The organism is Tardiphaga sp. (assembly GCF_044340795.1).
Classification (GTDB): Bacteria; Pseudomonadota; Alphaproteobacteria; order Rhizobiales; family Xanthobacteraceae; genus Tardiphaga.
Window position 1 is genome coordinate 1 of the sequence record NZ_JBIISY010000051.1, and the last position, 15,019, is coordinate 15,019.

The 15,019-nt window shown below is 62.1% G+C and carries 11 protein-coding genes; 5 read left to right on the plus strand and 6 right to left on the minus strand.

Annotation, left to right across the window (positions count from 1 at the left end; genetic code table 11):
- Both ACIQ17_RS11025 and ACIQ17_RS11030 read left to right on the plus strand, forming a co-directional pair.
- A partial coding sequence (locus tag ACIQ17_RS11025; protein WP_398468375.1) for an HWE histidine kinase domain-containing protein occupies positions 1 to 2,245 on the plus strand: 2,245 nt, incomplete at its 5' end.
- Between the two features lie 32 nt (positions 2,246 to 2,277).
- The gene (locus ACIQ17_RS11030; protein WP_398468377.1) at positions 2,278 to 3,930 is read left to right on the plus strand and encodes an ATP-binding protein; all 1,653 of its coding nucleotides are present in this window, start codon (positions 2,278 to 2,280) and stop codon (positions 3,928 to 3,930) included.
- Between the two features lie 4 nt (positions 3,931 to 3,934).
- Here the strand turns inward: ACIQ17_RS11030 and ACIQ17_RS11035 are convergent, their stop codons facing one another.
- The 4 genes from ACIQ17_RS11035 to ACIQ17_RS11050 all read right to left on the minus strand — a co-directional run bounded on the left by ACIQ17_RS11035 (position 3,935) and on the right by ACIQ17_RS11050 (position 7,448).
- On the minus strand, positions 3,935 to 4,117 hold the full coding sequence (locus ACIQ17_RS11035) for a hypothetical protein (RefSeq protein ID WP_398468379.1): 183 nt from the start codon (positions 4,115 to 4,117) through the stop codon (positions 3,935 to 3,937).
- A 299-nt stretch (positions 4,118 to 4,416) separates the two neighbouring features.
- On the minus strand, positions 4,417 to 5,397 hold the full coding sequence (locus ACIQ17_RS11040) for an aldo/keto reductase (protein WP_398468381.1): 981 nt from the start codon (positions 5,395 to 5,397) through the stop codon (positions 4,417 to 4,419).
- 19 nt (positions 5,398 to 5,416) lie between these two features.
- Positions 5,417 to 6,268: an SDR family NAD(P)-dependent oxidoreductase gene (locus tag ACIQ17_RS11045; RefSeq protein ID WP_398468383.1), complete on the minus strand. Its 852-nt coding sequence runs from the start codon at positions 6,266 to 6,268 to the stop codon at positions 5,417 to 5,419.
- Positions 6,269 to 6,371: 103 nt separating this feature from the next.
- Positions 6,372 to 7,448 (minus strand): substrate-binding domain-containing protein, encoded by a 1,077-nt coding sequence (locus ACIQ17_RS11050; RefSeq protein ID WP_398468385.1) that lies wholly within the window; start codon positions 7,446 to 7,448, stop codon positions 6,372 to 6,374.
- Positions 7,449 to 7,578: 130 nt separating this feature from the next.
- Between ACIQ17_RS11050 and ACIQ17_RS11055 the strand changes: the two genes are divergently transcribed.
- The 3 genes from ACIQ17_RS11055 to ACIQ17_RS11065 all read left to right on the plus strand — a co-directional run bounded on the left by ACIQ17_RS11055 (position 7,579) and on the right by ACIQ17_RS11065 (position 11,511).
- The gene (locus ACIQ17_RS11055) at positions 7,579 to 9,057 is read left to right on the plus strand and encodes an aldehyde dehydrogenase family protein (RefSeq protein ID WP_398468387.1); all 1,479 of its coding nucleotides are present in this window, start codon (positions 7,579 to 7,581) and stop codon (positions 9,055 to 9,057) included.
- A gap of 95 nt (positions 9,058 to 9,152) precedes the next feature.
- The gene (locus ACIQ17_RS11060) at positions 9,153 to 9,866 is read left to right on the plus strand and encodes a glutamine amidotransferase (RefSeq protein ID WP_398468389.1); all 714 of its coding nucleotides are present in this window, start codon (positions 9,153 to 9,155) and stop codon (positions 9,864 to 9,866) included.
- A gap of 160 nt (positions 9,867 to 10,026) precedes the next feature.
- Positions 10,027 to 11,511 (plus strand): aldehyde dehydrogenase family protein, encoded by a 1,485-nt coding sequence (locus ACIQ17_RS11065; protein WP_398468428.1) that lies wholly within the window; start codon positions 10,027 to 10,029, stop codon positions 11,509 to 11,511.
- Positions 11,512 to 11,580: 69 nt separating this feature from the next.
- Here ACIQ17_RS11065 and ACIQ17_RS11070 read toward each other — a convergent pair whose 3' ends face one another.
- Together ACIQ17_RS11070 and ACIQ17_RS11075 are read right to left on the minus strand one after the other, a co-directional pair.
- Entirely contained in the window at positions 11,581 to 13,212 is a 1,632-nt protein-coding gene (locus ACIQ17_RS11070) for a PAS domain-containing protein (protein ID WP_398468391.1), read from the minus strand.
- 196 nt (positions 13,213 to 13,408) lie between these two features.
- Positions 13,409 to 14,923 carry an acyl-CoA synthetase gene (locus ACIQ17_RS11075; RefSeq protein WP_398468393.1) on the minus strand — a complete coding sequence of 505 codons (1,515 nt, stop codon included), beginning with the start codon at positions 14,921 to 14,923 and terminating at the stop codon, positions 13,409 to 13,411.
- Positions 14,924 to 15,019: the final 96 nt, after the last annotated feature.

Genomic DNA, 15,019 nt, shown 5'->3' on the forward strand with positions numbered 1-15,019 from the left:
CGGGCAGATCGTCATCGAGGCCGAGCCGGCCGCCGGCAGCCAGGGCGACACCACGGCCATGGTGCGCTCCATGGTGAGCCGCCTCGATCAGGCGCCGGACATGACGGCGTTCTTCCGCGAAGGCGCACGGCAAATCCGTGGCCTGCTCGGTTACGACCGGGTGATGGTCTACAGATTCGATCCGGAAGGCTCGGGCGAGGTGGTCGGCGAGGCCTGCCGTTCCGGCATCGGCACGTTCAAGGGCCTGCATTACCCCGCCAGCGATATCCCGCAGCAGGCGCGCGCGCTGTACAAGCGCAATCTGCTGCGCATCATCACCGATGTGAATGCGGCGCCCGTGCCGGTCGCACCTGCTCTGGACGAAGACGGCCGCCCGCTCGATCTGTCCCTGTCAGTGCTGCGCTCGGTGTCGCCGATCCATATCGAGTATCTGAAGAACATGGGCGTCGGTGCCTCGCTCTCGGTCTCCATCGTGGTCGAGGGCGAATTGTGGGGCCTGTTCGCCTGCCATCACTATTCGGCGCGCTGCCCGGCCTTCCAGAAGCGCTCGGTGGCTGAGTTGTTCGCCCAGATGTTTTCCATGCGTCTCGAAAGCCGCGAACGTCGCGAAGCGATGGAATACGAGCGCCGCGCGCGCGACATTTCCGATCAGCTGCTTGGCGCCGTTGCATCGGACGAAACGCTGCTGAAGGATCCGGACTGGCTCGCCGACATCCTCACCCACGCGATCCCCGCGGAAGGCGTCGGCGTCTGGATCAATGGCAGCTACGCATTCTCCGGTGTCACCCCTCCCACCGATGGCTTTCGCCGTATCGTGCGCGCGCTCAACGGCACGGCTGCCGGGAAAGTGTTTGCGACCGACTGCATTGCGACGATGGTTGATGGTGCCAAGGAATATTCATCCGATGTCGCCGGCATGCTGGCAATTCCCATCTCACGCTCGCCGCGCGACTATGTCGTGCTGTTTCGCTCGGAACTGATCCACTCGGTGCGCTGGGCGGGTGATCCGCACAAGCCTGTCGAATACGGCCCCAACGGCCCGCGCCTGACGCCGCGCGAGTCATTTGCGGAATGGAAAGAACTTGTCGAAGGTCGCTCCAAGCCATTCACGACATCGGAAATTCGTGTCGCCGAGACATTGCGCGCAACACTGATCGAAGTGGTGCTGCGCCTTGCCGACGAGGCAGCCGCCGAACGACACCAGGCGAGCGCGCGGCAGGAATTGCTGATTGCCGAACTCAACCACCGCGTCCGTAACATCCTCGGCGTGATCCGTGGCTTGATCCGGCAATCGCAGCCGGACGAAGACGCCGTGAAGCAGTTCGTGAAGGTCGTCGATGGCCGCATCCACGCACTGGCGCGGGCCCATAACCAGATCACCGACGACCACTGGGGCCCCGCGCCGCTGCAGGCGCTGATCGATGCTGAAGCCGCCGCCTTTGCCGATCGCCCGGAAGCCATCAACGCGGCTGGTCCGCCGACACTGCTCAATCCCTCGGCCTATTCGACCATGGCGCTGGTGGTGCATGAACTCGTCACCAACTCGACGAAATATGGCAGCCTCTCCACGACCGATGGCCGGGTCAATATCGACTGGCACCGCGAGAAGAACCGTGACCTCGTCCTGACCTGGCGTGAATCCGGCGGCCCGCCCGTCCAGCCTCCGACGCGCAAGGGTTTTGGCACGACCATCATCGAGCGCTCCGTCCCTTACGACCTCGGCGGCACCGCGGAAGCCAACTATGGCGAGCAAGGCTTCAGCGCCCGGTTCTCCATTCCGGCCCGCCATGTCTCGGAGCCGAAGAACCATGCGGGCCCGGCCATCAAGCTGATGCGGCCGACGCACGGGCATGCGCCGAAAACGCCCCCCAGCCTGCTCGTTGGCAAGTCCGTGCTGCTGGTCGAGGACAGTCTGATCATTGCGTTGGATGCCGAGGATATCATTGGCCGGCTGGGTGCCGACACGGTCGCGACCTCGTCAACGGTGGAGGCCGCACTCGACAGTCTAATGCAGATGACACCATCGGTGGCGATCCTCGACATCAATCTCGGTGACCAGACCAGTTTCGGCATCGCCGACCGACTACTGGAAATGAATGTGCCGTTCATGTTCGCCAGCGGCTATGGCGAGCAAGCCCAACTGCCCATGGATCATCGCTCCCGGATCGTTGTACAAAAGCCCTATACGATGGAAAATCTCGCCCGCGGCATCGCCGAGCTGCTCGGCATCGACGGCGAGATCTGACCGCCCTCACCTGACCTCTCAGAAACAAGACGATGCGTATTGCCGATCAGGACGACAATACCCCGGCCGCCGAGGCGCGCGACCGCTATCGCATGCTGTTCGAAGCCATGGATGAAGGCTTCTGCATCATCGAGTTCTTCGATGGTCCGCACGGTCCGCTGAGCGACTACATCCATATCGAAGCCAATGCCGCCTATGCCCGGCACACCGGCATCCCCAATGTGGTCGGCCAGAAGTTGCGCCAGATGGTGGGCGACGAGGCCGACGGCTGGGTGGATCTCTATGGCAGCGTGCTGCGCACCGGACAGGTGATCCGTTTCCAGCGCGAACTGGTCGCAACGGGGCGCCACCTCGAAGTCAGCTCGTTCCGTATCGGGAGTTTCGAGGACCGCCAGGTGGCCGTCCTGTTCAAGGACGTGACCGATCGCGTCCGGGTCGAGGCTGCGCAGAAACACCTGCAGGAGACCCTGGAGACGCGCATCGCCGAAGCGTTGTCCGAGCGGGAAAAGGCCGAAGGCGCGCTGCGGCAGGCACAGAAGATGGAAGCCGTCGGCCAGCTCACCGGCGGCCTCGCTCATGACTTCAACAATCTCCTCGCTGGCATCTCCGGCGCCTTCGAGATGATCAATGCGCGGCTCGCTCAGGGCCGGCATGCCGACGTCGAGAAATACCTGTCCGCCGGGCAAGGTGCCGCACGGCGTGCCGCGGCCCTGACCCATCGCCTGCTCGCCTTCTCACGGCAGCAGACGCTGAGCCCGCGCCCGCTGGTGGTCAACCGGCTGCTGCCGGATTTCGCCGAGCTGGTCCGCCGCACGGTCGGTCCGGCGATCGAGGTGGAGACCATCGGCGCTGCCAGCCTCTGGACCACGCTGGTCGATGCCAATCAGCTCGAAAACGCGCTGCTGAACCTCTGCATCAATGCGCGCGACGCAATGCCTGATGGTGGCAAGATCACCATCGAGACCGGCAATCGCTGGCTCGACGACCGCGGCGCGCGCGAGCGCGGACTCGATGCCGGGCAATATATCAGCGTCTGCGTCAGCGATACCGGCACCGGAATCGAGAAGGTGAATCTCGAGCGGGTGTTCGACCCGTTCTTCACCACCAAACCGATCGGCCAAGGCACCGGCCTCGGTCTGTCGATGGTCTATGGCTTTGCACGGCAGAGCCACGGTTATGTGCGCATCTATTCGGAAGTCGGTCAGGGCACCATGGTGTGCATCTATCTACCGCGCTTCCATGGCGAGGAGGACATCGCCAGTGAGACACTGGATACCGAACTGATCGAAGCAGGCTCGGGCAAGACGGTGCTGGTGATCGACGACGAACCCACGGTGCGCATGCTCGTCACAGACGCGCTGTCGGATCTCGGTCATGCCTGCCTCGAAGCGGGCGATGGCCCGTCCGGGCTGAAATTCCTCCAGTCCGACACATCCATCGATCTTCTGATCACCGATGTCGGCCTGCCCGGCGGCATGAACGGACGCCAGATCGCCGAAGCCGCGCGGCGGCTGCGGCCGAGCCTGCAGGTTCTGTTCATCACGGGCTATGCGGAGAATGCCGTGCTCAATCACGGCCATATTGAACGCGGAATGGAAGTGTTGACCAAGCCATTTGCGGTGGACGATCTCGTCCGGCGGGTCGGTCGCCTGCTGCAGAGCGATCAGCAGGATCTCCAGGCCTGACGGCTCAGTGAAGGACCGCGTGGACGTCTGGCGCTTCAGCAGCGCGCGCCGCGACGAGTTGCGCCTTCAGATCGGCCAGTTCGGTTTCGAGCTGCCGGTTGACCATGATGAGCGCGCCCACGACCCCGCGGGTATCGCCGTGGCAGGCGGCAATCAAATCATCGATTTCGGAATCGAGTTGGGTCACAAAAATCTCCTGCCACGCTTTCGGATGGCTTCAATTATCTTGGAGGTCTTGCATCAATATTAAACAATACCGGAGTCCTCGGCTCCATTTATGAGCGTGCATGATTACCGGTTAAGGGCCTCTTTCCGCGATAGAAGAATCCACACCCGACTTTCTGCGATCGCCCGCGGCGCGACGAGCGCTACGCCTGCTCGGAATGCAGGAATACGCCAATTCCACCAGAGATTTGGCAGCAATCCCGCAACGCAGAACAACCCTGCCTCCGCGCCGACCCGATTGGCACGGAGGCAGTTATTTTGCTAGCCGAAGCCGGCGATCGCATGAGGAACGTACGGCGCCTCCAGCGAGGCGACCTCCTCAGCCGTCAATTTGAGCGAGAGCGCCGCCACCGCGTCGGTGAGATGCGCCGGTTTAGAGGCGCCAATGATCGGCGACGTGATGCCAGGCTTCTGCAGCAGCCAGGCCATCGCGACCTGCGCCTGCGGGACACCGCGCGCCTTCGCCACGGCGGCAACCTGCTCGACGATCTTGCGGTCGGCCTCCTCGGCCTGGACATAGAGCTTCTTGCCGAACTCGTCGGTCTTCTGGCGTTCGCTGGTCTCGTCCCAGGCGCGGGTCAGGCGGCCACGGGCGAGCGGGCTCCACGGCATCACCGCAATGCCCTGGTCGGCGCAGAATGGCAGCATCTCGCGCTCTTCCTCGCGGTTGAGCAGATTGACGTGGTTCTGCATGCTGATGAACTGGGTCCAGCTGTTCAGCCGCGACGTGTAGACCGCCTTGGCGAATTGCCACGCATACATGCTGGAGGCGCCGATATAGCGCGCCTTGCCGGCCTTCACCACGTCATGCAACGCTTCCATCGTTTCCTCGATGGGCGTTTTCTTGTCGAGGCGGTGGATCTGATAGAGATCGACATAGTCTGTACCGAGGCGGCGCAGGCTGTGATCGATCTCGGTCATGATCGCCTTGCGCGAGAGGCCGGCACCATTCGGGCCCGGGCGCATGCGGTTGAACACCTTGGTGGCGATGACCACGTCGTCGCGCTTGGCGAAATCCTTCAGCGCACGACCGACGATTTCTTCCGACGTGCCGTCGGAATAGACGTTTGCCGTATCGAAGAAATTGATGCCGAGGTCGAGCGCCTGCTTGATCAGCGGACGGCTGTTCGCCTCGTCCAGTGTCCAAGCATGCGATCCACGGTCCGAGACACCAAAGGTCATGCATCCCAGACACAGCCGCGACACTTCGAGACCGGTATTTCCAAACCTGACGTAATCCACGCGTTCACTCCCTGCTTGATTAGTTGGTCTTCACGAATTCAGCGAAAGCATCGGCATAATCGGGATGCCAGCGTGACAGAGCGGGACGGTTCTCGACCACATCGCCGATCGCCCATAGCATACGCCGCTCGTCGAGCGCACGCGGCACGTCGTTGTCCGGACAGAGGATATAGAAGTCGCCGGCATCGATCCCTTGCATCATGAAATCGACCGTCTGCTCCGGCGTCCATGCCGCGGCAGGCTTCTCCTTGCGATCGCCAGCCGTGAGACCGGTGAAGACAAAGCCCGGGATCAGCAGATGCGCGGTGACCTGGCAGCCTGCGGTGCTCCGCAATTCGTGCGACAGCGCCTCCGTATAGGCCTTCACGCCAGCTTTCGAGACGTTATAGGCGGGATTGCCCGGCGGGGTGGTGATGCCCTGCTTCGAGCCGGTGTTGATGATCAGGCCCGGCTTCATCCCCGCAATCATGTTGGGCGCAAAAGCCTGGCAGCCATTGACCACGCCCCACAGATTGACGCCGATCAGCCGCTCCCAGTTGTCGCGCGGACCGAGTGCCGAGGTCGGCACCTGGATGCCGGCATTGTTCATCAGCACATCGCAGCCGCCGAAGCGCTGCTGCACATCAGCGGCGAGCCCGGACATGGCAGCGAGATCGCTGACATCGACATTGGCTGTCATCACATCGTCACGGCCATTTGGCGCGATCGCTGCGATTCTGCCCGCGGCGTCGTTCAGGCGACCGTCATCGACATCGACGATGCAGACGCGAAGGCCCAGCTTCGCAAATACAATCGCTGCAGCCAGCCCGATGCCCGACGCGCCTCCGGTGATGACGGCAACAGAGCCGGTGGACAAAGCGGGATGTGTCATGGGGACCTCCTGAATTCACGTCGGAATGTTACCTATCACATTCCTTCATCACATCGCATGTCACATCATCGCCAGTGCAGGCCCGCTGCCCGCTTCTGCATGGCTACGACTTCTTGCCATGAAACACCGCATTCACCGACTTGACCATGCCGGTGTCAGCCTCGGCATAACCGGGTAATTTCGCCAGAGCATCGCGAAACTCCGCGCCGCGCAGCACGGCCAGAATTTGTTGCATCGGTTCCTGCTCGAGCAGCGTCTCGCGGCAAATGAAGTAATAATCCTCCGTGAGGAGCCGCACGAAATCGAGGCCGAACTGCCGGGCGGCAGCTTCCACGCCGAAGGCAACATCGGCCATGTCGCTGGCCACATAGGCCGCCACCGCCGCATGGGTGAACTCCACCTGCTCATAGCCGTTGACGCGTTCCGGCGCGATCTTGTGCTGGTGCAGGATCTGATCGAACAGCAACCCGGTGCCGGAATCCCGATCGCGATTGACGAAACGAATGGCGGGATTGACCAGTGCCTCCATCGAGGTGATGCGGAGCGGATTGCCGGGCCTCACCATCAACCCCATCTCCCGGGTGGCAAAGCCGATGACCCGGTGGACGCGATTGTCGAGCCAGTCCTTGCAGGCATCGACGCTCTGCTTGCGCAATTCGCCGCGCGGCAGGTGAACACCAGCGAGATCGCAGGCGTCATGCGCGAGGGACGCCAGCGAGGTCTGGTTGCCGACGTAACGGAGATCGATGCCGATCCCCGTCGCTGCATTGAGAATCTCCCGCAGTTTTGGGACGGCAAAGCCATGGCTCGCATGGACGCGAATGATTGCGGGATGACCGGGCAAGAACTCCTTCAGCTCGGTGGCAAGCTCCTGCGCGAGATTTTCCAGCTGCGGACCCAGCCGCGCTTCGAGCCGCTCGCCGGCCCAGACCAGCTTTTGACCAAATGCGGTGAGCCGCGTGCCCTTGCCCTTGCTGCGCGCCACCACCGGCGTGCCGAAGAATGCCGACCAGTCATTCACCAGGCTCCATGCATGGCGATAGGACATGTGGTGACGGCCGGCGGCGACGGTGATCTTGCCGGTCTCGCTGATATCCTTGAGGAAGCTGAGCATCACCGCTGTTGGCTGCCGCGAGCCGGGCTTGCGAAAACGCCAGACGGTCTCGATGTCGATCCGCATCGCCTCCCCTCGCTATTACGCCGAGATATGTTCAGGACTTCATATCTGCGGTCGTTCTTTGTCTCTCGTTATCATATTTACTGCGGTTGTCCCTCCTGATCCCATCAACGGCAAATCATGGGAGGGCTTCATGCAGACGATCTCACGTGCCGAACTCGTTTCCACCACCGAACTGCCGCGCAAGCGATTGCTGATCGACGGCCAGCAGGTCGAGCCATTGTCGGGCCGCTATTTCGATGTCCTCAATCCCGCCACCGGCGAGATCATCGCCGTGGTCGCCGAAGCCGATGCTGCCGATATTGACCGCGCCGTCGTCTCTGCTCGCAAGGCATTCGAAGGCCCGTGGGGCCGCATGCGCGCCGCTGATCGCGGCCTGGTGCTGCAACGGTTCGCGCAGCTGCTGGAAGATCACGCCGAGGAATTGATCGCGCTGGAAAGCCTCGATGCCGGCAAGCCACTGGCGGCCGTGAAACGCCAGGATCTGCCCGCCGCGATCGATACGCTGCGCTATTATGCCGGCTGGGCCGACAAGATCAGCGGACAGGTCATTCCCACCCGGCCGGACGCGCTGACCTATACGGTGCGGGAGCCGATCGGTGTCGTCGGCGCCATCGTGCCGTGGAATTTTCCGTTGATGATCGGCATGTGGAAGATCGCCCCGGCCCTCGCCTGCGGTTGCACCGTGGTGCTGAAGCCCGCCGAGATCACACCGCTCTCTGCGCTGCGGGTCGGTGAGTTGGCGCTGGAAGCAGGCCTGCCTCCGGGCACGCTGAATATCGTGCCGGGCCATGGCAGGATCGCAGGCCGCGCCATCGTCGATCATCCCGATATCGACAAGGTGACCTTCACGGGCTCCCCCGCCGTCGGCCGCGAAATTCTGGCTGGCGCTGCGGGCAACCTCAAGCGTGTCACGCTTGAGCTCGGCGGGAAATCCGCCAATGTCATTTTCGGTGACGCCGATCTCGATGCGGCCACCAAGGCGGCCGCATCCGGTATCTTCTTCAATTCCGGACAGGTCTGTTCTGCAGGCTCCCGCGTTCTCGCCCATGATTCCGTCTATGACGAAGTGGTTGAACGCCTCGCCGCGCGTGCCCGGGCCATCAAGGTCGGCGCCCCCGGCGAGGCTGGCGTCGCCATGGGCCCGATCGTTTCGGAGCTGCAGATGAAGCGCGTGCTCGACTATGTCGATATCGGCATCAAGGAAGGCGCGCAGCTTGCGGCCGGCGGGGAGCGCATCGGTGACCGCGGCTATTTCGTGGCCCCGACCGTTTTTGCCAATGTGGACCACGACATGCGGATTTCGCAGGAGGAAATCTTTGGCCCCGTCGTCAGCGTGGTCCGTTTCAGCGATGAAGCGGATGCCATCCGCAAGACCAACGGCACCCGATACAGCCTCGCTGCCGGCGTCTGGAGCAAGGATATTGGGCGGGTGCAGCGCTTCGCCCAAAGAGTGAAGGCCGGCACGGTCTGGATCAACACCTATGGCTATACCGATGTGCGGCTGCCTTGGGGCGGATCCCGGGATTCCGGCTTCGGCCGCGAACATGGCGACGCCGCTCTGGAGAACTTCACAGAGCCCAAGGCGGTCTGGATGAACCTGAACGTGTGAGACGGACATCGCTGCAGCGCGCAAAAGCCGGTTGATCGATATATTCTTACGGATATAACGATCATGTAGATAACTGGTCTTTGCGTGAGCTGTCCATGAACCGTCACCGGCGCTCTGCCGTCGCTTTGCGCCATGTGGCGTTCGAGGATCTCGGCCTGCTGTCATCCGTGCTGGATCGTGCAGGCTGGGATGTCGCCTTTTGCGAGGCTGCGATTGATGACCTGGCCCATCCCTCGATCGAGCATGCTGACCTGCTGATCGTACTCGGCGGCCCGATCGGCGTTTACGAAGCCGAAGCCTATCCGTTTCTCACGCGTGAAATTCAGCTGCTGGAACGCCGGCTGAAACAGGAACGGCCAACTCTCGGCATCTGCCTCGGCGCTCAATTGATGGCAAAGGCGCTCGGTGCACGCGTTCATGCCGGCAGCATCAAGGAGATCGGCTGGGGTAAAATCACCCTGACAGAGCAAGGTGCGACGACTTGCCTCGCGCCGCTCGCAGAAGACAGCGCGGCCGTTCTGCACTGGCACGGTGATACATTCGACCTGCCGAACGGCGCCATGCGGCTCGCCTCCAACACGCATTACGAGAACCAGGCATTCTCCTTCGGTCGCAATGCACTGGCGTTGCAATTCCATCTTGAAGCAGATCCGCGCCAGCTAGAAGAATGGTATGTCGGCCATGCCCTTGAGCTATCAGCTGCTGGCATTCCAGTGACACAATTGCGCGCAGCCACCGCATCGGTCGCGTCGGGTTTGCAGGATCGGGCAAACCGTATCTTCGGACGCTGGGTCCACGCCCTCGATTGAATGAGTCCAGATGCGAATTCACGCTGATGAATTGCGCGCGTAGACCTCCCATGCAGCCTGGCGCGGGTTCCCCAGCTTTACCCGTCTGGTGGAGACGATATATTCCGCACGCCACAACGGCAGAAAAATTCAGACCTCCGGGAGGATCATCATGGGCTTGATGCAGCCAATCTCCGCCACGTCGCACCCCTATGCGAACGGCTCCTACAAGCAGATGCTGATCGACGGCAAATGGGTCGATGCGCAATCCGGCAAGAAGTTCGAAACGCATAATCCCGCCACCGGCGAACTGCTCGCCACCGTCGCCGAAGGCGATGCCAAGGATATCGATCTCGCCGTTGCCGCCGCACGCCGCGCCTTTGAAGGTCCGTGGAGCAAGGCCAAGCCTTACGAGCGCCAGGCGCTGCTGCTGAAATTCGCCGACCTCGTCGAGAAGCATTTCGACGAACTCGCATTGCTCGATACCCTCGACATGGGCGCGCCGCTGATGCGGACGTCGGCGGGCAAGCAGCGCATCCTCGGCATGCTGCGCTTCTATGCGGGCCAGGCCACGCTGATCTATGGCGAGACCATCGAGAACTCGCTGCCCGGCCAGATCTTCTCCTATACGTTGAAGGAGCCGGTCGGCGTCGTCGGTGCGATCATTCCGTGGAACTCGCCGCTCAGCGCCAGCGTCTGGAAGATCGGCCCGGCGATCGCCACCGGCTGCACCGTGGTGCTGAAGCCGGCCGAAGAAGCGCCGCTGACCTCGCTGCGCCTCGGTGAACTCGCCCTCGAAGCCGGCTTCCCCGCCGGCGTCATCAATGTCGTCCCGGGTTATGGCGAGACCGCCGGTGCCGCCCTCGCCTCGCATCAGGACGTCAACAAGGTCGCCTTCACTGGCTCGCATTTCACTGGCCAGTCGATCATCCGTGCGTCCGCCGGCAACCTCAAGCGCGTGTCGCTCGAGCTCGGCGGCAAGTCGCCGAACATCGTATTCGCCGACGCCGATCTCGATGCGGCCGTCCCTGGCGCCGCGATGGCGGTGTTTGCGAATTCCGGCCAGATCTGCAGCGCCGGCACCCGCCTGTTTGTCGAGAAGAAGATCTATAACGAGTTCGTCGGCAAGGTCGCCGAATTCGCCAAGACCCTGAAGGTCGGCAACGGCGCCGATCCCAACATCCAGCTCGGCCCGCTGGTCTCCAAGGAGCAGCTCGACCGCGTCACCGGCTATCTCACGACCGGTGCGGGCGAAGGCGCCAAGGCCCTGTCGGGCGGCGGTCGTCTCACCGATGGCGACCTTGCTAAAGGCTACTTCGTGCAGCCCACGGTGTTCGCCGATGTCCAGGACAGCATGAAGATCGCACAGGAAGAGATTTTCGGACCCGTGATCTCGGCCATCGCCTTCGAGGAGATGGATGACCTCGTGCAGCGCGCCAACAACACCATGTTCGGCCTCGGCAGCGGCGTCTGGACCAGGGATGTCAGCAAGGCGCATCGCCTCGCCAAGGCTATCCAGGCCGGCTCGGTGTGGATCAATTGCTATCAGGCGATGGACCCGGCCGTGCCGTTCGGTGGCTACAAGATGAGCGGCTACGGACGCGAGTCTGGCGTCCATCATGTGGACGAATATCTCAACATCAAGTCGGTCTGGATCAACACCTGATCCTGCCACGCTGAAACAGGAAAGGCGCGAGGCGACAAGCCTCGCGCCTTTTTGTTTGCGGTATCGACGTCAAGCGAGCTCGGCGGCAGCCCTCTGCATATTGACCGACATGTCGGCCGTGACAGTGCTCTGCTCCTCGACAGCGGCCGCTGTCGAATTGACGAATTCGTTGACCTCTTCGATCGCGGCCCTGATAGCGTCGAGTGCGCTGGCGACATCGCCGCTGACACCATTGAGACCATCGATCTCCGCAGTGATCCTGTCGGTTGCCTGCTTCGCCTGGCTGGCGAGATTCTTGACTTCGGATGCAACGACGGCAAAGCCTCGTCCTGCCTCGCCGGCGCGTGCGGACTCGATGGTCGCATTGAGCGCAAGAAGGTTGATCTGGCTTGTGATGTTGCCGATCAGCTCCACGATACCGCCCATGGATTGCGCCGTATCGCTGAGCCGCTGTGCCTGCGCATCGGCGGCCTGAACGCGGTCGGCTGCGCCGATCGCAGTCTGCCGTGACTTCACCATGGTCTCTGAAATCTCCCTGATCGACGCGCTCATTTCCTCGCTGCCATCGGCAACCGAGTCGATCAGCGCCCGTGCCCGCACGGCCTTCATGCGGCCGATCGCCAGCGCCGTGGTGTCCGTCGCATATTTCACGACCTTGAACGGCTTGCCATTGAGATCGAGGATCGGATTGTAGGAGGCCTGGATCCAGATCTCCTTGCCGCCCTTGCCGACGCGCCTGTATTCGGCCGCCTGATACTGGCCTTGATTGAGCCTGGCCCAGAACTCTGCATAGGCCGGGCTGGCGATGTCGTCCGGCGCGACGAACATGCGATGATGCCTGCCCTTGATCTCGTCGAGTTGATAGCCGACGGCGTCCAGAAAGTTCTGGTTGGCAGACACGATGGTGCCGTCCATGCGAAACTCGATGACCGCCTGCGACTTTTCAATCGCCTCGATCTGCCCGCCATTGTCTGCGGAAATCAGTTTCTGTTCGGTCACGTCGGCGGCGAACTTCACCACCTTGAATGGCTTGCCGCCCTCATCCAGGATCGGGTTATAGGTCGCAAGTATCCAGATCTCGCGCCCGTCCTTGCCGATCCGCTTGTACTCGCCGGACTGGTAGACGCCGCGATTGAGACGCTCCCAGAAGGCGCGGTAGCCGGCACTGTCGCGCTCGGCCTCCGGCATGAACATGCCGTGATGCTGGCCTTGAATCTCCGCGAGCGCGTAGCCGACCGCTTTGAGGAAATTGTCATTTGCGGTGACGATCGTTCCGTCCATATCGAACTCGATCACGGCCTGAGCCCGGTCGATGGCTGCGATCTTGCCTTCCGCTTCCATGCTCCGACGCTTTTCAGCGGTGATGTCGGTCGCGAATTTGATCACGCCGACCGGCTTGCCATGTGCATCGAGCACGGGATTGTAGGAGGCCTGGATCCAGATCTCCTTGCCACCTTTTCCGAGCCGCTTGTATTGGGACGCCTGAAATTCGCCCTTGGCAAGTTTTGCCCAGAACGCTTGATAGTCGACGCTGTCATGCTGATCGGGGGCGACGAACATACGGTGATGCTTGCCGCGGATCTCATCGAGCGAATAGCCGACCGCCGCGAGAAAGTTGGCATTGGCCGTTACGATGGTCCCATCCAGCTGGAATTCGATAACGGCTTGTGAACGGCTGATGGCGTCTGCCTTGGCAGCCATGGATCGGTGCGACTTGGTGTCAAATAAACTTAGCAAAACGGCCCCCGGCCGCCGAGCTGTCATGGCTCAGCACACGACTGCGCAACAGCAATCGTGGGTATTTTGCTACGTGTCGGTTACCAGACCGTAATCGGCGGTATCATGAAATCTGATGCGACCATCAAATCCCGCTCGTCTGCATCGATCGCCTGACTGATCACACAACCGAAGGAGGTTGATACAGATCGCGCAGCTTGCGCTTGAAGATCTTGCCTGTCGATTCACGTGGCAGCGCCTCGTGGAAGTGGATTTCTTTCGGCACCTTGAAATTGGCAAGGCGCTGCTTGAGATAGGCCTGAATATCGGCTGAGGTCATCGTCATCCCGTCCTCGAGCTCCACGCAACCCACGAGTCGCTCGCCGAACTCGTCATCGGGGACGCCGAACACCGCACAGTCACGCACGCCATCCATGCCGATCAGCGCGCTTTCAATCTCCGCCGGATAGATGTTGACGCCACCGGAAATGACCATGTCGCGCTTGCGGTCGCACATGAAGAGATAGCCGTCTTCGTCGAGATAGCCGACATCGCCGACGCTGATGAGCCCGTCGCGCCCCGCTTCTGCCCGCGCGTCCGGGCGCCCCTGATAGTCGAAATCCGGCACCGAGGTCTGGCGCATATAGATTTCGCCAGGCTCGCCCACATCGCACTGGGTCCCGTCCGGGCGATAGATGCGCACCACGCCGCCTTCGATGGTGCGGCCGACCGTGCCCGGCTTCTTCAGCGCCTCCTCGGATGAGTGCCAGATCGGCACGCCCGTTTCGGTGGAGCCGAGATATTCATTGATCACGAGGCCCCACCATTTGATCATCGCCTGCTTGACATGGACCGGGCATGGCGCGGCGCCGTGAATGATGTTGTGCAGCGACGACAGGTCGTAGCGAGTCTTCACGTCCTCCGGGAGGCGCAGCAGCCGCACGAACATGGTCGGCACCATGTGCATGTTGGTGACGCGGTGTTTTTCGACCAGCTGCAGCAGATCCTCCGGATCGAAGCGCGGCTCCAGCACGATGGTGCTGCCGTGGCGGAATGCCATCAGCCCGTAGGAGCTCGGTGCCGAGTGATACATCGGCCCGTTCATCAGCACGATCTGATCGTCAGGCTTCAGCCCATAGGCGATGGCGCCGACGCGCTCGGACGCCGCGGCCTGTTCAGGCGTCATCGTTCCGCGCTTGACGCCCTTCGGGCGGCCGGTGGTGCCCGACGTGTAGAACATGGTCAGCGCACGCTTGGGCGGATTGTCCATCGGTGCCTGCTGCTCGCGCCAGACGTCGAAATCCGTATGGCCCGCCGGCACATGCGTTGCTGCGTCGGCCACGCCATAGGCGGCAGCGATTTCCGGCGGCGTCCGCACGATCATGATCGGCAATCCGTCCGGCAGCCCGTCGGCAATCTGCGGCAACAGGTCTGCATGGCAGACCAGCAACCTGGCGCCGCTATCGGAAAGGATGTAGCCGACTTCCTCACCCTTGAGATGCCAGTTGATCGGCACGATCCGCGCACCGATGGCACCGGCGCCAAAGGCTGTCTCGAACAGCGCGAAATCATTGCGCAGCATCATGGCGACCGGCGCATCCGCCCCGGCGCCGAGCGCCTTGAAGCCGGTCGCCGCCTTGGCGATGCGCTGCATGATCTCCGGATAGCTGATGCTGCGGTCGCCGCTGATAATCATGTTCCACCCCTGTATCGATCTTCTTCGTCACAACGAACGACAGTCATTGCCGCTGCCATGCCATGAAGCGCGCACGGGCGTCGAGCCAAATTTGGA